Source organism: Streptomyces chiangmaiensis (assembly GCF_036281785.1).
Taxonomy (GTDB): domain Bacteria; phylum Actinomycetota; class Actinomycetes; order Streptomycetales; family Streptomycetaceae; genus Streptomyces; species Streptomyces chiangmaiensis.
In genome coordinates this window covers 1-18,492 of sequence record NZ_JAYWVC010000069.1, presented here as the reverse complement: position 1 = coordinate 18,492, position 18,492 = coordinate 1, and the positions used below count along the sequence as shown (strand labels likewise).

Here is an 18,492-nt window from a genome sequence, read left to right as displayed (position 1 = left end):
CACGGGAGTAACAACATGAACCGCAGTGAGCTGGTGGCCGCGCTGGCCGACCGCGCCGAGGTGACCCGCAAGGACGCCGACGCCGTGCTGGCCGCGTTCGCCGAGACCGTCGGCGAGGTCGTCGCCAAGGGCGACGAGAAGGTCACCATCCCCGGCTTCCTGACCTTCGAGCGCACCCACCGTGCCGCTCGCACCGCTCGCAACCCGCAGACCGGCGACCCCATCCAGATCCCGGCCGGCTACAGCGTGAAGGTCTCCGCGGGCTCCAAGCTCAAGGAAGCCGCCAAGGGCAAGTGACCTTGCCGTTCGTACGCCACGGGACGGCGTACGAGGCCGTACCGCCACGGGACGGCGCAACGAAGGCCGTACCCCGCCACGGGACGGCGTAACGAGACCCGCAGACGCTCCTCGGGACGGCGTACGGGCCCAGTAAGGCCAAAGGGGCGGTCACCCGGTTCGGGTGGCCGCCCCTTGCGCTGTACCGGTGCCGTCAGCCGAGCGCCTTGCCCGGCAGCTCGACCTTCGCACCCAGCTCCACGAGCTTCTCCATGAAGTTCTCGTAGCCGCGGTTGATGAGGTCGATGCCGTGGACCCGGGACGTGCCCTGGGCCGCGAGGGCCGCGATCAGGTACGAGAATCCGCCACGCAGGTCGGGGATGACCAGGTCGGCGCCCTGGAGTTTGGTCGGGCCCGAAACCACCGCGGAGTGGAGGAAGTTGCGCTGCCCGAAGCGGCAGTCGGAGCCGCCGAGGCACTCACGGTAGAGCTGGATGTGCGCGCCCATCTGGTTGAGCGCGGAGGTGAAGCCGAGGCGGGATTCGTAGACCGTCTCGTGGATGATCGACAGGCCCGTGGCCTGGGTCAGGGCGACCACCAGCGGCTGCTGCCAGTCCGTCTGGAAGCCCGGGTGCACGTCCGTCTCCAGCGCGATGGACTTCAGCTGGCCGCCGGGGTGCCAGAAGCGGATGCCCTCGTCGTCGATCTCGAAGGCGCCACCCACCTTCCGGTATGTGTTCAGAAACGTCATCATCGAACGCTGCTGCGCGCCGCGGACGTAGATGTCGCCCTCGGTCGCCAGCGCCGCCGACGCCCAGGACGCGGCCTCCAGGCGGTCAGGGATGGCACGGTGGGTGAAGCCGCCGAGCTTGTCCACACCGGTGATGCGGATCGTGCGGTCGGTGTCCATCGCGATGATCGCGCCCATCTTCTGCAGCACGCAGATGAGGTCTTCGATCTCCGGCTCGACGGCCGCGTTGGACAGTTCGGTGACACCCTCGGCGAGCACGGCCGTCAGCAGCACCTGCTCGGTGGTGCCGACGGACGGGTACGGCAGCCGGATCTTCGTGCCGCGCAGCCCCTTGGGCGCCTCCAGGTACTGGCCGTCCGCGCGCTTCTCGATGACCGCGCCGAACTGCCGCAGCACGTCGAAGTGGAAGTCGATGGGACGGCCGCCGATGTCGCAGCCGCCGAGGCCCGGGATGAACGCATGGCCCAGACGGTGCAGCAGGGGGCCGCAGAAGAGGATCGGGATGCGCGACGAGCCCGCATGGGCATCGATGTCGGCGACGTTGGCGCTCTCGACGTGCGTCGGGTCGAGCACCAGCTCGCCCGGCTCCTCGCCCGGACGGACCGTCACGCCGTGCAGTTGCAGCAGTCCGCGTACGACGCGTACGTCGCGGATGTCGGGGACGTTGCGCAGGCGGCTTGGCGCACTGCCCAGGAGGGCGGCGACCATGGCCTTCGGTACGAGGTTCTTCGCACCGCGGACACGGATTTCGCCCTCAAGAGGGGTCCCGCCGTGGACAAGGAGGACATCGTCGTTGACGGTCATGGATCTCGCGTTCCGTGGAGTTGGGCAGGGCCGGAGACGTAAGCGTAGTGGGCGCCCACCCCCCTGAAGTAAGCCCGAGGACTTCCCGGCGACGTCATAGCTTTGCCACAACACGAACCGTGCGTAACCGGACGCACCGGGTTACCGTTCGTCGCGAGCGCCCGCGCCGCACCCGTGCGCTCTCCCGTCTCGCGCCGCCCCTCCCGAACGCGTCCTCACCAGGCCGCCTGTGTGATTCCCTGCCGCATTCACTCGCGTACCCGCATTGCCTCTCCATCCCGGAGCAAGATGCGGGATCATGTCTGCCATGACCGAGGTGTCCTCGCTCACAGGGCGGCTGCTCGTGGCAACGCCCGCCCTGGCGGACCCGAACTTCGACCGCGCTGTGGTGCTCCTCCTCGACCACGACGAGGAGGGCTCGCTTGGTGTGGTCCTCAACCGCCCTACCCCGGTGGACGTGGGAGACATCCTGGAGGGCTGGGCGGAGCTCGCGGGCGAGCCCGGAGTCGTCTTCCAAGGCGGCCCGGTGTCACTGGACTCGGCACTCGGCGTGGCGGTGATCCCCGGCGGCTCCGGAGAGCGTGCCCCGCTCGGCTGGCGGCGGGTGCACGGAGCGATCGGCCTGGTCGACCTGGAAGCCCCGCCCGAGTTGCTCGCCAAGGCGCTCGGGTCACTGCGCATCTTCGCCGGGTACGCCGGCTGGGGTCCGGGGCAGCTGGAGGACGAGCTCGTGGAAGGGGCGTGGTACGTCGTCGAGTCCGAGCCCGGCGATGTCTCGTCCCCGGAGCCGGAGAGACTGTGGAGGGAGGTGCTGCGGCGGCAGCGCAGCGAGCTGGCGATGGTGGCCACCTACCCGGACGACCCTACGCTCAACTGATGCCTGGGAGTCTTCAGTACTCTTGGCCCTATGAGCACTCTTGAGCCCGAGCGCGGCACTGGTACGGGGACCCTCGTAGAGCCGACGCCGCAGGTGTCGCACGGCGACGGTGACCACGAGCGCTTCGCCCACTATGTCCAGAAGGACAAGATCATGGCGAGCGCCCTCGACGGTACGCCCGTCGTCGCGCTGTGCGGCAAGGTGTGGGTGCCGGGGCGTGACCCGAAGAAATACCCCGTTTGCCCCATGTGCAAGGAGATCTACGACTCCATGGGCGGTGGCGACGAGGGCAAGGGCGGCGACAAGTAGCGACCGGCTTCCCGCCCGGCATCTGCTGAGCCCCCGGGTGCATTTCGACGCACTCCGGGGGCTTTTGTGCCTTCTGTCGGTGGGCTGCCGTTGCGCGGGGTGCGTCTCGCGGTCGCAGAGTGATGGAGACCTCTTGTCGTCATGTTCATGTAGTCCTTAGCCTCCGATGTGTTGTGCAGAGCAAAACAGCCATTGCGCATGATGCATCGCTCAGCTCCGGAGGATGCTCCATGAAGCTCTCTGCCCCAACCGCCTCCCTGGCCGCGCTCCTGTTCGCGGCCCTCACCGTCACCTCCTGTGCCCCCCAGACCTCCACCGGCTCCGGCAAGGACGAGAAGACCGGGACCCTGCGCGTGTGGCTCTTCCAGGAGGTCGACAACAGGCCCAAGGAGCGGGTCGTCGACCAGGCGGTCGCCGCCTTCGAGAAGGCCCACAAGGGCGCCGAGGTCACCGTCGAGTACATCCCCGTCGAGACCCGCGCCGAGCGTGTCAAGGCCGCCTTCAACGACCCGAAGAGCGCGCCCGACGTCATCGAGTACGGCAACACGGACACCGCCGGCTATGTCAAGGACGGCGGACTTGCCGATGTCACCAAGGACTTCACCGCCTGGAGCGAGTCCAAGGACATCGACCCCACCGCACGCCGGTCGGTCACCGTCGACGGCCAGATCTACGGGGCGCCGTACTTCGTCGGCGTCCGTGCCCTCTACTACCGCACCGACGTCTTCAAGGAGCTGGGACTCCAACCCCCGAGGACACAGGCGCAGTTGGTCGAGACCGCGCGCAGGATCCACTCCGCCAGGCCCGGTCTGTACGGCCTCGCCGTCGGCGGCGCCTACACCTACGGTGCCCTGCCCTTCATCTGGGCCCACGGCGGCGAACTCGCGGTCGGCCACGGCGGTTCGTACCGCGCGGCCATAGACGGCTCCGCCGCCAGGGAGGGCATCACGGCGTACACGTCGCTCTTCGGCGACGGCAACTGCCCCACCGCCAAGTGCGCGGGAATGGGCGGCAACGACACGGTCACCGCGTTCGCGGCCGGCAAGGCCGCCATGGCCATCGGCGGTGACTTCAGCCACCAGGCGATCGAGGCCGGGAAGGCCAAGGGCAAGTACGCCGTCGTACCGCTGCCGGGCCTGAAGGAGGGTGAGATCGCGCCGGCGTTCGCGGGCGGCAACAACATCGGCGTCCTGAAGAGCACCGAGCGCCGGAGCCTCGCCGTCGACCTGATGGAGCGGCTCGCCTCGAAGCGGACGCAGCGGGAACTCTTCGACGCCATGGGCTTCCTGCCGACGTTCACGGACGTGCGGGAGCTGGTCGCGCGCCAGGAGCCGTTCGTCGAACCGTTCGTGCGGACGCTCGCCTCAGGCACCCGGTTCGTACCCGTGTCCCCGGCCTGGGCCCAGATCGACGCCTCGCTCGTCCTGCCGACGATGTTCCAGGAGATCGTCAGCGGCAAGAAGGACGTGAAGGCGGCCTCGGCGGAGGCGGCGAAGATGAACGACGCGTTCGGCTCCGCGGGCTGAGCGGATGGCCGCTCCGGACACGGTCGTGGGCCGGCACCTGCCCGCCACCACGACTGCGACACGCTCACGCGGGCATCTGCGTGCGGGCCGCACCCCGTGGCTCTACCTCGCCCCCGCCCTCGCAGTGCTGGGCGGGCTGCTCGTCTACCCCGTCTACCAGCTCGGCCTGATCTCGGTCCTGGAGTACACCCAGGCCCAGGTCAGCGGAGGCCGGCCGACGAGCTTCCGGGGACTCGGGAACTACGCGACCCTCTTCTCGGACGACCGGTTCTGGTCGGTGCTGTCGGCCACGGTCGTGTTCGCGGCCGCCTGTGTCGTCTCCACGCTGGCCGTCGGCTGCGCGCTCGCCGTGCTGCTCACCCGCGTCCGCGCCCTGCCGCGCCTCGCCCTGATGCTGGCCGCTCTGGGAGCCTGGGCGACTCCGGCCGTCACGGGCTCCACGGTCTGGCTGTTCCTCTTCGACCCCGACTCCGGCCCGGTGAACCGCCTCCTGGGCCTCGGCGACCACTCGTGGACGTACGGCCGCTACAGCGCGTTTTTCCTCGTCCTGCTCGAAGTCGTGTGGTGCTCGTTCCCGTTCGTGATGGTGACGGTGTACGCGGGTATCCGCGCCGTACCGGCCGAGGTGCTGGAGGCCGCCGCGCTCGACGGCGCCTCGCAGTGGCGGATCTGGCGGTCGGCGCTCGCCCCGATGCTGCGCCCGATCCTGGTCGTCGTCACCATCCAGTCGGTCATCTGGGACTTCAAGGTCTTCACGCAGATCTATGTGATGACGAACGGTGGCGGCATCGCCGGACAGAACCTGGTGCTGAACGTGTACGCGTACCAAAAGGCGTTCGCGTCGTCCCAGTACAGCCTCGGCTCGGCGATCGGCGTGGTGACGCTGCTGATCCTGCTGGCCGTCACCCTCGGGTATCTGCGGCTGCTGCGCAGGCAGGGGGAGGAGCTGTGACCCTCGTGAATCTTGTGTGTGGATCCGTGCGCCGTCCCCGGCGGTCGGCGGCCGACGCGTCGGCGCTGGCGATCGCGGCGGTGGTGGCCTTTCCGCTGTACTGGATGGTGCTGAGCGCCGTGAAGCCGGCCGGCGAGATCGAGTCGACCCGCCCGCGGCCGTGGACCGGGTCACCGACCCTGGATTCCTTCCGCCGCGTCTTCGGGCAGCAGGAATTCGGCCGTTACTTCCTCAACAGCCTTGTTGTCGCGGACTGTGTCGTCGTCGTCTCGGCGCTGATCGCGTTTCTCGCGGCGACGGCGGTGACGCGATTCCGCTTCCGGTTCCGGACCATGTTTCTGGTCGCCCAGATGGTGCCCGTGGAAGCCCTGACGATCCCCTTGTTCTTCCTGATGCGGGACCTCGGGCAGCTCAACACACTGGGCTCGCTCATCCTGCCCCACATCGCCTTCTCGCTGCCGTTCGCGATCTGGTTGCTGCGGGGTTTTGTACGGGCCCTTCCCGAGGCACTGGAGGAGGCCGCGTACCTCGACGGGGCGAGCCGGGCACGATTCCTGTGGCAGATCCTTTTTCCGCTCGTGCTGCCCGGTCTGGTGGCGACGAGCGTGTTCTCCTTCATCTCGGCCTGGAACGACTTCCTGTTCGCGAAGTCGTTCATCATCAGCGACACCTCGCAGTCCACTCTTCCCATGGCACTCCTGGTGTTCTACAAGCCCGACGAGCCGGACTGGGGAGGGGTGATGGCGGCGTCGACGGTGATGACGATTCCGGTCCTGGTCTTCTTCGTCCTCGTGCAACGACGGCTGGTATCGGGACTGGGCGGAGCGGTCAAGGATTGAGGAATGACATGACGGAACTGGTTCCGGCGCCGCGCAGCGTCCAGGGCCCCATGCGCTGCGGCGCCGAGCTGGACGAGGACACCACCCTGTGGGCCGCACCCGGTACGGGCACCACGGAACGCTGGTTGCGCTCCACCCTGGGGTCGGCCCTGGGGCTGCCCCTGGCGCCCGGTCCGGGGTACAGCCGCAATTCCCTGCGGCTGTACCTGGACGACACACTGGAACCGGAGGCGTACAAACTCTCCGTCGTCGCCGACTGGGGAGTCGAGATCCGCGGCGGCGGCCCGGCAGGGGTGTTCTGGGGCGCCCAGACGCTGCGTCAGCTCCTGGGGCCCGAAGCCTTTCGGCGCGCCACCGTACACCCGGGACTCACCCGCGGAATTCCGCATCAGGTCATCGAGGACGCACCTCGTTTCGGCTGGCGCGGCCTCATGCTCGACGTGGCCCGGCACTTCATGCCCAAGGACGGCGTTCTGCGCTACCTGGATCTCATGGCCGCCCACAAGCTCAACGTCTTTCACTTCCACCTCACCGACGACCAGGGCTGGCGTCTGGAGATCGAGCGGTACCCGCGGCTCACCGAGGTCGGATCCTGGCGGGCGCGCACCAGATTCGGTCACCGGGCCTCTCCCCTGTGGGAGGAGAAGCCGCACGGCGGTTTCTACACGCAGGACGACATCCGCGAGATCGTGGCGTACGCGGCCGAACGGCATATCACCGTCGTCCCCGAGATCGACGTCCCCGGGCACAGCCAGGCGGCCATCGCCGCCTATCCGGAACTCGGCAACGGCGATGTCGTCGACACGAGCTCCCTCTCGGTCTGGGACGACTGGGGCGTCTCCAGGAACGTACTCGCCCCCACCGACCACACTCTGCGGTTCTACGAGGGGGTGTTCGAGGAAGTCCTGGAACTGTTTCCCTCGGCGTTCATTCATGTCGGCGGCGACGAGTGCCCCAAGGACCAGTGGCGGAAGTCCCCCGCCGCCCAGAGCCGCATCAGGGAACTGGGGCTCGCCGGCGAGGACGGACTCCAGTCGTGGTTCGTACGGCACTTCGACACCTGGCTCACGGGGCGCGGCCGCCGGCTCATCGGCTGGGACGAGATCCTGGAGGGCGGCCTCGCGGACGGCGCCGCGGTCTCCTCGTGGCGCGGATACGCGGGCGGCATCACGGCGGCGCGGAGCGGTCACGACGTCGTCATGTGCCCGGAGCAGCAGGTGTACCTGGACCACCGTCAGGACGGCGGCGCGGACGAGCCCGTGCCCATCGGGTACGTGCGCACCCTGGAGGACGTCTACCGTTTCGAGCCGGTTCCACCCCAGTTGACCGAGGACCAGGCGCATCACGTCCTCGGTGCCCAGGCCAATGTGTGGACCGAGGTGATGGAGGATCCGTCGCGCGTGGACTACCAGACGTTCCCCCGGCTCGCCGCCTTCGCCGAGGTGGCCTGGAGCGACCTGCCCGCCCCCGCGGACCGCGACTTCGCGGACTTCGAGCGGCGGATGACCGCCCATTACCTCCGGCTCGACGCCCTGGGGGTGGCCTACCGCCCGCCCTCCGGACCGTGGCCCTGGCAGCGCCGGCCCGGTGTGCTCGGACGCCCGATCGAGGGTGCGCCCCCGAACGTGTGAGGCGGCTCGCGAGGAGCAGCCGAGGCACCCGGCTCCCTGGAAACGTGACCCGCATGGGAAAAGTGGCACAAGGGTCACCGAAGAGCGGTAATTCGCCGTCATTTGCGATCCGACGGCAAAACGGACCATCTCCCTGGTGAGGGGGTGAATGCCTCCTAGCGGACCCCCGCGTCAGGGACCCGGGAAGATGTGCCAGAGTTGCCACGTCCGCCCTGTCAGCACGTACCGTACGGCAACACAGGTGGGACCAGGTGGGGCAGCGGGAAGGGGCAGCCGGTTTGACCACGCACGCACCGCAGGCGGCGCAGGCCGTGACGCTGCCCGCCTCGCTCGACGAGGCCGTGGCGGCGCTCGCCGCCATGCCGGCCGCCGTTCCCGTGGCGGGCGGCACCGATCTCATGGCCGCGGTCAACTCCGGTCAGCTGCGGCCCGCCGCGCTGGTCGGTCTCGGCCGCATCAGCGAGATCCGCGGCTGGCAGTACCAGGACGGTCACGCGCTGCTCGGCGCCGGTCTCACCCACGCGCGCATGGGCCGTCCCGACTTCGCGGCCCTCATCCCCGCCCTTGCGGCGGCCGCGCGGGCGGCCGGACCCCCGCACATCCGCAACGCGGGCACCTTGGGCGGCAACATCGCCTCGGCCGCCCCCACGGGGGACGCCCTTCCGGTGCTGGCCGCCCTGGAGGCCACGCTGATCATCGCGGGCCAGGACGGAGCCCGCCGCGAGATGCCGGTCTCGCACCTGCTCGCCGGCATGGAGATGCTCCGGGCCGGCGAACTCATCGGCTACGTGCGCGTGCCGCTGCTGCACGCCCCCCAGGTCTTCCTGAAAGCCACTGGGCGCACCGGGCCCGGGCGGGCCGTCGCGTCCGTGGCGGTCGTCCTCGACCCAGCCCGGCGCGGCGTGCGCTGCGCCGTGGGTGCCATAGCGCCGATGCCGCTGCGCCCCCTGGAGGCCGAGCAGTGGGTCGCCCAGCTCATCGACTGGGACAACAACCGCGCGATCGTCCCGGAGGCGCTCGCCGCCTTCGGCGAGTACGTCGCCGCTGCCTGTATCCCGGACCCCGCCCCGGCGGAGGACGGAACCGTGGAGCAGCTGCCGCCCGCCGTACTGCATCTGCGGCGCACCGTCGCCGCGCTGGCCCGACGAGCACTGGGGAGGGCACTGTCGTGACCGACGACCACCGGGAGGGCTCCCAGGGGCGCAACCGCGGCTCCTGGGAGCGGCTGCCACAAGGGGACTACGACGACAGCGCCACCGCCTTCGTGCAGCTCCCCGAGGGGGGCATCGAAGCCCTTCTCGCCTCCGACAGCCCGCTGGCCGCACCGGGGCACGGCTATGTGCCCCCGTCGTTCACCGCGGCGCCGGACACGGCCGCGCAGCCGTCGTCCGACGGCGCGTGGGGCGCGCCCGCGGAGGGTGCCCAGTGGCCAGAACCGGACGCCGCGGGCCGGCAGGGTTCCGGGGACCGGTTCACCTACCACCCCGGTGCGACCGGGCAATGGGGCTTCGGCGAGGCCGCCGCGCAGGAACCGCCCGCATCCGGGCACGACGTGACCGGGCAATGGTCGATCCCCGTGGCGAACGGTGATCTTCCGGAAGAATCGGGTGAGTTCAGCACGTCCTCGCTCGTCGAGGAGTGGGGCGGCAATCCGCCGGCGACCCTGCCCGGCGGCGCTCCCGCCCCCTGGGTGACGGGCGCGGCCGGGCAGCCGTGGTCGGGCGGGACACCGGGGAGTGCCGCGCAGGCGCCCGTCGAGGCCCTTGGAGAGCCGTCCGGCGCTTCGTACGGGGACACCGGGCCCGCCGGTGCCACCGAGGCGGCTCAGGAGCCCTCAGGGCCCGCCGGGCCCCCCGAGGCCGACCAGGCGCCGGACGCCGGGCCCGAACCGGCACCCGAGGACGCCGAGGCACAGGAGCCGGACCCCGAGTCCGCGGCGCCGAACGACGAGCATCCCCTGGTGTCCTACGTCCTGCGGGTCAACGGCGCCGACCGGCCTGTGACCGACGCGTGGATCGGCGAGTCGCTGCTGTACGTGCTGCGCGAGCGGCTCGGCCTCGCGGGCGCCAAGGACGGCTGCTCACAGGGCGAATGCGGTGCCTGCAACGTCCAGGTCGACGGACGGCTCGTCGCGTCCTGCCTGGTTCCCGCCGTGACGGCCGCGGGCAGCGAGGTGCGCACGGTCGAGGGCCTCGCCGTCGACGGACAGCCCTCGGACGTGCAGCGGGCGCTCGCCCGGTGCGGTGCCGTGCAGTGCGGTTTCTGCGTCCCCGGGATGGCGATGACCGTGCACGACCTCCTGGAGGGCAACCCGGCGCCCACCGAGCTGGAGACGCGCCAGGCCCTGTGCGGCAACCTGTGCCGCTGCTCCGCCTACCGAGGTGTGGTGGAGGCAGTCAAGGAGGTCGTCGCCACGCGCGGAGCCCACGCCGAGGCTGACACCCCACCGGACGGTGGCGAGCCGCGCATCCCGCACCAGGCGCGCCCCGGCGCGGGCGGCGTGCGCTCCTCCGTGTTCGACGGCGCGGCCCCGAACCAGCACCCGTACGGCCGGGACGGAGGCCAGGCGTGAGCAACGAAGCCGCCACCGCGACCACCGCGGCGGCCGCACCCGCCCCCGAGCCACTGCCGCACGGCCTGGGCGCCTCCCTGCCGTCCGCCGACGCCGGAGCCAAGACCGAGGGCACCTTCCCGTATGCGGCCGACCTGTGGGCCGAGGGCCTGTTGTGGGCCGCCGTGCTGCGCTCGCCGCACCCGCACGCGCGCATCCTGTCCATCGACACCAGCCACGCGCGCGAGATGCCGGGCGTGCGGGCCGTCGTCACCCACGAGGACCTGCCCGGCGAGGCGGTCCACGGACGGGGCACGGCCGACCGGCCCGTGTTCGCCTCCGAGGTCGTGCGCCACCACGGGGAGGCCATCGCGGCGGTCGCCGCCGACCACCCCGACACCGCGCGCATGGCCGCCGCCGCCGTCATCGTCGAGTACGAGGTGCTCGAGCCGGTGACCGACCCCGAGCAGGCCTTCGAGGCCGAACCGCTGCACCCCGACGGCAACCTGATCCGCCACATCCCGCTGCGCCACGGCGACCCGGACGCGCTCGGCGAGGTCGTCGTCGAGGGCCTGTACCGCATCGGCCGCCAGGACCCCGCGCCGATCGGCGCGGAGGCGGGCCTCGCCGTGCCCCGGCCCGATGGCGGGGTCGAGCTGTACATCGCCTCCACCGACCCGCACACCGACCGTGACCGGGCGGCCGCGGTCTACGGCCTCGAGCCCGAGCGGGTGAAGGTCGTCGTCACCGGGGTGCCCGGTGCCACCGCGGACCGCGAGGACCAGGGCTTCCAACTGCCGCTCGGGCTGCTCGCCCTGAAGACGGGATGCCCGGTCAAGCTGACGGCGACGCGCGAAGAGTCCTTCCTGGGGCACGTCCACCGCCACCCCACCCTTCTGCGCTACCGCCACCATGCGGACGCCGAGGGCAAGCTGGTGAAGGTCGAGGCGCAGATCCTGCTGGACGCCGGCGCCTATGCGGACACGTCCTCGGAAGCACTCGCCGCCGCGGTGTCCTTCGCCTGCGGCCCGTACGTCGTGCCGAACGCCTTCATCGAGGGCTGGGCCGTCCGCACCAACAACCCGCCGTCGGGCCATGTGCGCGGCGAGGGCGCGATGCAGGTGTGCGCGGCCTACGAGGCCCAGATGGACAAGCTGGCCAAGAAGCTCGGCCTCGACCCGGCGGAGCTGCGGCTGCGCAACGTCATGGCGACGGGCGACGTCCTGCCCACGGGCCAGACGGTGACCTGCCCGGCACCCGTCGCGGAACTGCTCGAGGCGGTCAGGGACCATCCGCTGCCCGCGCTGCCCAAGGACACCCCCGAGGACGAGTGGCTGCTGCCCGGCGGCCCCGAGGGCGCGGGCGAGCCCGGTGCCGTGCGGCGCGGTGTCGGATACGGCCTCGGCATGGTGCACATGCTCGGCGCCGAGGGCGCGGACGAGGTCTCCACGGCCACGGTGAAGGTGCAGGACGGGGTGGCGACGGTGCTGTGCGCGGCGGTCGAGACCGGCCAGGGCTTCACCACCCTGGCCCGGCAGATCGTCCAGGAGACGCTCGGCATCGACGAGGTGCACGTGGCACCGGTCGACACGGACCAGCCCCCGGCCGGCGCGGGCTGCCGGGGCCGCCACACCTGGGTGTCGGGCGGCGCCGTGGAGCGTGCCGCCAAGATGGTCCGCACCCAGCTGCTGCAACCCCTGGCGCACAAGTTCGGCATGTCGACCGAGCTGCTCCAGATCACCGACGGAAAGATCACCTCCTACGACGGGGTGCTGTCGACCACCGTCACCGAGGCGATGGACGGCAAGGAGCTGTGGGCCACGGCGCAGTGCCGCCCGCATCCGACGGAGCCGCTGAACGAGACGGGCCAGGGCGACGCCTTCGTGGGGCTCGCGTTCTGCGCGATCCGCGCCGTGGTCGACGTGGACATCGAGATCGGCTCGGTGCGCGTCGTGGAACTGGCCCTCGCCCAGGACGTCGGCCGGGTGCTGAACCCGGCGCAGCTCGCCGCGCGTGTCGAGGCGGGCGTCACACAGGGCGTGGGCATCGCACTCACCGAGAACCTGCGCACGGCCCGCGGACTGGTCCGCCACCCCGATCTGACGGGCTACTCCCTGCCGACGGCCCTGGACGCGCCCGACATCAGGATCGTCAAGCTGGTCGAGGAACGGGACGTGGTCGCGCCCTTCGGGGCGAAGTCGGTCAGCGCCGTGCCCGTGGTCACGTCGCCGGCGGCGATCGCGTCCGCGGTGCGGGCCGCGACGGGGCGCCCGGTCAACCGCCTGCCGATCCGCCCGCAGGCGGCCGTGGTGACGGCACAGTGAGCGCGGAGGACGATGTCGTGGGCGACGGTCGCCCCGAGGCTTCGTCCGACCAGGAGCCGCGCTACGAACCCTCGCCCGGGGTCGGGAAGCTGCTGGGCTGGGTCCTCGTCTTCGTGCTCGCGGCGATCGTCGTCGTGCTCGGCGGTGTGTACTTCACCTGACGGGCGGTGCTCCGGAGCGGTGCTCGGTGTGGTTCTCGTCACGAGTCCATGGCGAACGGCGGGGGCCCGCGGCACATCCGGCTGCGTTGTCAGTGGGGCGGCGTATGGTTTTCGGCGTCGGGGGAGAGGCGCTCGACGGGGACGGCCCATGAGAGCGCCTTGGGAACGAAGCACACGGGGGAAGCAATGGGCATGAGCGATGTCGGCGGCGTGATCACGCTGACCGGGACGGACCTCGATCCGTCCATCACGCACGCGGAGACGCGGCGCCTGCTCACGGGGGCGGGACTGCCGGCCGACAGCGCCCTGCTGGGGTTCGGGCCGCTGTGCGAACAGCCCGCGCTGCGGCGGGTGGCCGAGCTGGTGGACGACGCGGAGAAGCTGGCCGAGGAGCTGCGTGACCAGCTGGTCATAGGGGCGCTGCGCAGCATCGACCGCGACCTGGAATCCCTCGTGCTGAACGGCGCCACGGGCGAGGTCTCCACGACGTACGTCCACCCGCGCCACCCTGGCCTGATGGGCCTTTCACCGCTCGCCCCCTCGCTGGAGGCGCTGCTCCGGTTCGCTGCGGTGACGGACGAACTGACCACCTCCCGCGGCCGGTTCGCATCGCACGGATACGGCGCCAAGGCGGTGGCGGAGGCCTCCGAGCGGCTGGCGTCGGTGTTCGCCGCGGACTGCGGGCAGGACGCGGCGCCGTACTGGCGGATGGCCGCGTTGATCCGCCCGCTGGCCCGGATCGCCCGCCCCGGCACGGGACTTGCGCTCGATCTGCCGCCGCGGCTGCTGGACGAGGAGTTCGGCTCCTCCGCGATCGTGCGTTTCGAGGACGTCGACTTTCCCGGAACGCTCACGCACGAGCCGACCCGCCGCTTCCTGCGCGAGGTGGGCCTGCCGGAGAACGGCTACTGGTACGAGCTGGACACGGACGTGCCCCTGCCGACGCTGGCCGAGTACTACGCGGACGAGGACCGCTGCCCTGCGGACGAACTCCCTTCGGAGGCCGACCGGCTGATACGCCTCGGCTACCTCCTGGAGGACACGAGCCTGGTCGTGGACGGCACCACCGGAGCGGTCCTGTGCTGGAGCGAGCCCGACGCCATGCTGCGCCCGCTCAACGCGGACATCTCCACCCTGGCGTTCACGGTCTGGCTGGTGCACCGCGAGAAGGCACTGGACAGGGAGCACGACCTGACGGACGCCTACGAGCAGTTGGCCGCCACGATGGCCGAAACGCTCGCCGTGGTCGACCCGATCGCCTGCGACCCGACCCCGAGGACGCCGCAGGACGACGGCTGGCGTTATTGGCCGGAGGCCTTCGAGGACCAGGCGGCCGGAGGGCTGTACCCCTAGGTAGTGCTGCGACCGGAAAGGTTCACTGGCAATCCTTGCGCCCGACGGTGCGTCAGGCCGACGGGGCTGCGGCTGTCGAGGGCGTGGACGCCCGAGCGTGACACCGATGCGGCGCCGGAGCCATGGCTTCGCGGACTGCTTCGCCCCGCGGGGCCTCAGCTGCTCCAGTAGGTCGGCAGTGATGCGAGGAACAACGCACCGCCGCCCAGCAGCACGAGCTGCACCAGCATTGATGCCCAGCCCCGCAAGACCGCCGCGAGCAGCACCGAGATCGCACACGCCCACGTCAGGAACGACACGACATCACCCTGATAGGAGGCCCCGGTCGAATCCACGGGGCCTGGATAGTCCATCCAATCGGCCGTCCAGATGCCATCCATCCCCAATATCAGAAAGGCGCCGACAAGCAGAAGATCAAGCAGTGACAGGACGGACGCGGCGCCGAAGTCTGCATGCCGATGCTGCCGGGTTCGCTTCAACATGCCAGTACAGACGATCAGGGCATTGCCCTGGTTGCCCGCGCCCGGCCCTCACCGGGACCTCGACCCGCGTGCCAGGACGTCAAGGGGAAGCGCGGCACCGTACTGCCCCGCAGCAGGCGCTACGGGGCAGGGACGCCGGTCACGTGGTCAGTGCGCACTGGCCGCGGTCGGCCTTGGCCGGGCCGGCGGCGGAGGGCCGGACTTCGAAGTCGAACATCGCGGTGGGGACGTACAGCGAGCAGCACGCGTTCGGGATGTCGACGATGCCGCTGATGCGTCCCTCGATGGGCGCGGAGCCGAGCAGCAGATAGGCCTGCTCGCCGCTGTAACCGAACTTCTTGAAGTACTCGACCGCGTTGAGGCAGGCCCGACGGTAGGCCAGTGTCGCGTCCAGGTAGTAGTTCGTGTCCGTGTCGTGGTCGACGGAGATTCCGATGAAGGTGAGGAACTCCGTGTACCTCGGCTCGACGTTGCCCGGGATGAACACGGGGTTGGTCGAGATGCCGTACTTCTCCATGCCGCCCTTGATCAGGTCGACGTGGAAGTCGATGAAGCCGCCCATCTCGATGGCGCCGCAGAAGGTGATCTCTCCGTCGCCTTGGCTGAAGTGCAGGTCGCCGCCCGAGAGCTTGGCGTCCTTGACGTACACGGGAAGGAAGACCCGCGAACCGCGCGTGAAGTTCTTGATGTCCTGGTTGCCCCCGTTCTCACGGGCCGGGACCGTGCGAGCGCCCTCCGCGGCGATGCGAGTGGCGAGGTCGCCGGTGGCCGTGCCGGCGAGCGCGTTGGTGCCCTCCGGCGGTAGGGCGAGGGGCGGGACCCGGTTGGGGTCGGTGTCGATCAGCGCCTTCTCACGGGCGTTCCAGTGGGCGAGCATCTCGGCCGACGGTGCCGTTCCGAACAGCCCGGGGTGGGTGATCCCGGTGAAGCGGATCCCGGGCAGATGACGGGACACGGCCTGCTGACCGTGGAAGTCCCATATCGCCTTGTAGGCGTCCGGGTAGTAGTCGGTCAGGAAGCCGCCGCCGTTGGCCTTGGCGAAGATGCCGGTGTAGCCCCAGCTCTGGCCCGCCGCGTCCCCGGTCTGCTGCGGCACGGGGCCGATGTCGAGTATGTCGACGATGAGCAGGTCGCCGGGTTCGGCGCCCTCCACGCCTATCGGGCCGCTGAGCATGTGAGGGATGGTCAGGTCGATGTCGCGCACATCGTTGGCGGTGTCGTTGTTGCCGACCTGGCAGTCGGTCCAGTCACGGCACTCGATGCGGAACTCCGCTCCCGGCTTCACCATGGTGACGCTGGGGATGTCCGGGTGCCACCTGTTGTGTCCGGGAACGTTCTGGGCACGCATGGACTTGCTCTGGTCCACACTGAATACGACTTCGGGCATGACAACCTCGCATTTCTGATCCGGTCAGGAGGTGGTGCTTGTACCGCCGGCCGATCCGGCCGGGGCCGGTTGCCGCGGGTTCCTGGTGAGCGGCCAGAGCGCCGCGAACACGACGAGGCCGAAGGCCCCGAGGGCGATGGCGATCTCCGTGGTGTGCTTCCAGTAGCCGGAAAGCAGCAGCGCCGCGGGAATGACCCCGGTGACCCAGCCCTCGATCGCCGTCACCCAGCCCACATAGTCGGACAACTCCGTTTTCTTGAGGCCGAGCAGCAGGAAGAACAGGAACCAAAGGAAGGCCCAGTAGAGCCAGATGGCTCCGAACGGATAGTCCTTGAAGAGGTGGAAATTGACGAACGAATACCCCAGAGCAACGATCGCGACGAAGAGTGAGTAGTAACCGACGCAGATATTGTCGATGTCGGCGAGCAGCACAATGCCGACATAAAGGTAGGTGAATCCGAACAGATAGATTCCGGACGCTGCCAGAATCTTCATTTGGTCATCGCCGGCCGTGAAGATAAGGTAGGTCGGTGTCAGTACCTGCAATCCACCCACGAAAAGGTTGAACACTGCGGCTGACTTGGCGTCGACCCTCCCGAGCAGCAATAGCCCGTTCATGAACAGCACCGCACCGACAAAGAGCAGTCCCACGTTGCTCACGGGGACGCACCTCCTCAGTCCGCGCGGGACGGAGTTGCCGAAGCCCGCTCTCAGGGCCGCGGCAACCGCGACAGTGCAGGGTGCGGGCGTCGGAGCGCCCCTCGGCCCGGCGGCACTTCGGACACGACTGCCGGGGCATCACGGGACTGCTCCTCCCGCTCATGGAGGGCAGCGACCGCGTGCGAAGTCGTCGCGAGGCCGGCCGAGGAGAACACACGTCGTGCGGTGCCTGCGCACATGGGGCAGTCGTGAACGGAGGGCGCGGTTCCGATCGCCGACTTCACGTCGAATGGGCCACAACGACTGCAAAGATATTCGTAGGTGGCCATCACCACTCCGGGTGTCGGTGGACGCTGGTCGACCCGAGAGCGTGACCCCGGCTTTCTCATGGGTACACGCCACAGTGTCTCTCTCCTTTCAAGTGGACGACTCGCCCATCCGTGCGTCAAGCGGAGGGCGCGGGGTCGGTCACGGCCATTGCAGCGGCGACTCCCGCGCGACTGAAACCCCAGATCATCGGCGCCGTTCGGTTCGGATTCCCGGCACCGCAAGAATTCTTGCCATGGCCGTCGTCCATCGGTAGGCGATTGCTCGGGTGAACCGCTCCGACGGGATCCGGAGAGGCCTTCTGGCCCGTCCGCCTGACCCCGAGCGGATCGCCTCGGTCCCGGCTCGGACTCGCGATCACCGCGGGGATCGGGTCGAACCAGGTCGACGCTCGGCTCGGGCCGCGTCGGCCTTGCGGTACTGCGCCGTCTCCGGTTGTTCGGCGTCGACTGCACCAGTACCCGATCGTCGAGGGCCGGGACGGGAGCGCGCTCCGACACGGTCACCGGATGACGCGTGGCCGTCGGCGGGTCCGGCGAACGGCATTCATGAAAGAGCGAGGAGCGGATCAAGCGGAAGATCCATCACTCGGGTGGGTGATGGATCTTCCGGCACGCCACGACTCATTGCGAGTTCAGGCCTGCTGTGAGGCGATTCACGCCGAATTCACTGGACGGTTTCCGTCCCGGCCCCCTAGTTTCCCTAAACAGGTCGATTTTTCCTTATGCGAAGGCGCCGGCGCCGCGCATCCTGTCTTGCGAGAAAAACGCGGCGAACCCCGGGAGGGCGGATCAGTGAGCAATATGGACGCCGTATGGGTACGAGGCGTGAACGGCATTCAGTTGCATCACGTGACCGACCTTCAGGATGCCGGCAGGTTTCTGGGCAACGCGGCGATGGCACTGCGGGCCGCGCATGTGAGGACCGGGGCGGACCGGTATTCCAGCCTGGCCGCCGAGTTGAAGAGCCTGGTGGAGCGAGTGCGGGCACTGGAGGACGAGGCGCGGTCGAGCATGCACGACCTGCACTCCACCGACCCCGAGCGGTTCGCACGCTGCAGGGACGGCCACGAGCCCTGGCCCGGTGAGATCCCGGCGGGGTTCATCCCGCGCCACACCTGCAAGGACGAGTGCCTCTATCACGACCGTGGCGTCGTCGACGCGCTCATGCAGTGCACCTGCGGCCGGCCGCCGTGCCGGGCGTGCGAGATCGGCGGGAAGCTCTGACTCTCGGCGCAACGGGGGTGCCGCGCCGTCATGGTGAGCGCTCCCGCAACTGAGAC

General features: G+C 69.8%; 18 protein-coding genes. 13 read left to right on the top strand and 5 right to left on the bottom strand.

Annotated features, from left to right (window positions below; all coding sequences use genetic code 11):
• Positions 1 to 15: 15 nt before the first annotated feature.
• A complete protein-coding gene (locus VXC91_RS20715; RefSeq protein WP_007498188.1) occupies positions 16 to 297 on the top strand; it encodes an HU family DNA-binding protein in 282 nt (93 codons plus the stop codon).
• A gap of 193 nt (positions 298 to 490) precedes the next feature.
• On the opposite strand, the gene murA is transcribed toward VXC91_RS20715, so the two are convergent.
• Complete coding sequence (gene murA, locus VXC91_RS20710; RefSeq protein WP_329508783.1) at positions 491 to 1,831, bottom strand: UDP-N-acetylglucosamine 1-carboxyvinyltransferase; 1,341 nt, start codon at positions 1,829 to 1,831, stop codon at positions 491 to 493.
• A gap of 307 nt (positions 1,832 to 2,138) precedes the next feature.
• Here murA and VXC91_RS20705 point away from each other — a divergent pair, with 307 nt between their 5' ends.
• The 11 genes from VXC91_RS20705 to VXC91_RS20655 all read left to right on the top strand — a co-directional run bounded on the left by VXC91_RS20705 (position 2,139) and on the right by VXC91_RS20655 (position 14,354).
• Positions 2,139 to 2,708: a YqgE/AlgH family protein gene (locus VXC91_RS20705; RefSeq protein ID WP_059127816.1), complete on the top strand. Its 570-nt coding sequence runs from the start codon at positions 2,139 to 2,141 to the stop codon at positions 2,706 to 2,708.
• Between the two features lie 30 nt (positions 2,709 to 2,738).
• Entirely contained in the window at positions 2,739 to 3,017 is a 279-nt protein-coding gene (locus VXC91_RS20700) for a DUF3039 domain-containing protein (protein ID WP_079102844.1), read from the top strand.
• A 230-nt stretch (positions 3,018 to 3,247) separates the two neighbouring features.
• Complete coding sequence (locus tag VXC91_RS20695; protein ID WP_329508782.1) at positions 3,248 to 4,543, top strand: extracellular solute-binding protein; 1,296 nt, start codon at positions 3,248 to 3,250, stop codon at positions 4,541 to 4,543.
• A 4-nt stretch (positions 4,544 to 4,547) separates the two neighbouring features.
• Positions 4,548 to 5,495 carry a carbohydrate ABC transporter permease gene (locus VXC91_RS20690; protein ID WP_329508781.1) on the top strand — a complete coding sequence of 316 codons (948 nt, stop codon included), beginning with the start codon at positions 4,548 to 4,550 and terminating at the stop codon, positions 5,493 to 5,495.
• 5 nt (positions 5,496 to 5,500) lie between these two features.
• On the top strand, positions 5,501 to 6,334 hold the full coding sequence (locus VXC91_RS20685; protein ID WP_329508780.1) for a carbohydrate ABC transporter permease: 834 nt from the start codon (positions 5,501 to 5,503) through the stop codon (positions 6,332 to 6,334).
• An 8-nt stretch (positions 6,335 to 6,342) separates the two neighbouring features.
• The gene (locus VXC91_RS20680) at positions 6,343 to 7,965 is read left to right on the top strand and encodes a beta-N-acetylhexosaminidase (RefSeq protein WP_329508779.1); all 1,623 of its coding nucleotides are present in this window, start codon (positions 6,343 to 6,345) and stop codon (positions 7,963 to 7,965) included.
• A 278-nt stretch (positions 7,966 to 8,243) separates the two neighbouring features.
• Positions 8,244 to 9,137 (top strand): FAD binding domain-containing protein, encoded by an 894-nt coding sequence (locus tag VXC91_RS20675; RefSeq protein ID WP_329508778.1) that lies wholly within the window; start codon positions 8,244 to 8,246, stop codon positions 9,135 to 9,137.
• Positions 9,134 to 10,537: a 2Fe-2S iron-sulfur cluster-binding protein gene (locus VXC91_RS20670; RefSeq protein ID WP_329508777.1), complete on the top strand. Its 1,404-nt coding sequence runs from the start codon at positions 9,134 to 9,136 to the stop codon at positions 10,535 to 10,537. The genes VXC91_RS20675 and VXC91_RS20670 overlap by 4 nt, the downstream gene beginning before the upstream one ends.
• Positions 10,534 to 12,840 (top strand): xanthine dehydrogenase family protein molybdopterin-binding subunit, encoded by a 2,307-nt coding sequence (locus VXC91_RS20665; RefSeq protein WP_329508776.1) that lies wholly within the window; start codon positions 10,534 to 10,536, stop codon positions 12,838 to 12,840. The genes VXC91_RS20670 and VXC91_RS20665 overlap by 4 nt, the downstream gene beginning before the upstream one ends.
• The gene (locus VXC91_RS20660; RefSeq protein WP_329508775.1) at positions 12,837 to 13,001 is read left to right on the top strand and encodes a hypothetical protein; all 165 of its coding nucleotides are present in this window, start codon (positions 12,837 to 12,839) and stop codon (positions 12,999 to 13,001) included. The genes VXC91_RS20665 and VXC91_RS20660 overlap by 4 nt, the downstream gene beginning before the upstream one ends.
• Positions 13,002 to 13,187: 186 nt before the next feature.
• Positions 13,188 to 14,354, top strand: a complete 1,167-nt coding sequence (locus VXC91_RS20655; protein WP_329508799.1) for an SUKH-4 family immunity protein — start codon at positions 13,188 to 13,190, stop codon at positions 14,352 to 14,354.
• 155 nt (positions 14,355 to 14,509) lie between these two features.
• On the opposite strand, the gene VXC91_RS20650 is transcribed toward VXC91_RS20655, so the two are convergent.
• From VXC91_RS20650 to VXC91_RS47020, 4 genes are all read right to left on the bottom strand, one after another.
• Complete coding sequence (locus tag VXC91_RS20650; RefSeq protein ID WP_329508774.1) at positions 14,510 to 14,836, bottom strand: hypothetical protein; 327 nt, start codon at positions 14,834 to 14,836, stop codon at positions 14,510 to 14,512.
• Positions 14,837 to 14,975: 139 nt separating this feature from the next.
• Positions 14,976 to 16,223, bottom strand: a complete 1,248-nt coding sequence (fmdA, locus tag VXC91_RS20645; protein WP_329508773.1) for a formamidase — start codon at positions 16,221 to 16,223, stop codon at positions 14,976 to 14,978.
• Positions 16,224 to 16,247: 24 nt separating this feature from the next.
• The gene (locus VXC91_RS20640; RefSeq protein ID WP_329508772.1) at positions 16,248 to 16,883 is read right to left on the bottom strand and encodes an AmiS/UreI family transporter; all 636 of its coding nucleotides are present in this window, start codon (positions 16,881 to 16,883) and stop codon (positions 16,248 to 16,250) included.
• Between the two features lie 50 nt (positions 16,884 to 16,933).
• Positions 16,934 to 17,212, bottom strand: a complete 279-nt coding sequence (locus VXC91_RS47020) for an FmdB family zinc ribbon protein (protein WP_408057431.1) — start codon at positions 17,210 to 17,212, stop codon at positions 16,934 to 16,936.
• 801 nt (positions 17,213 to 18,013) lie between these two features.
• Here VXC91_RS47020 and VXC91_RS20635 point away from each other — a divergent pair.
• Positions 18,014 to 18,436: a hypothetical protein gene (locus tag VXC91_RS20635; protein WP_329508798.1), complete on the top strand. Its 423-nt coding sequence runs from the start codon at positions 18,014 to 18,016 to the stop codon at positions 18,434 to 18,436.
• Positions 18,437 to 18,492 lie beyond the last annotated feature (56 nt).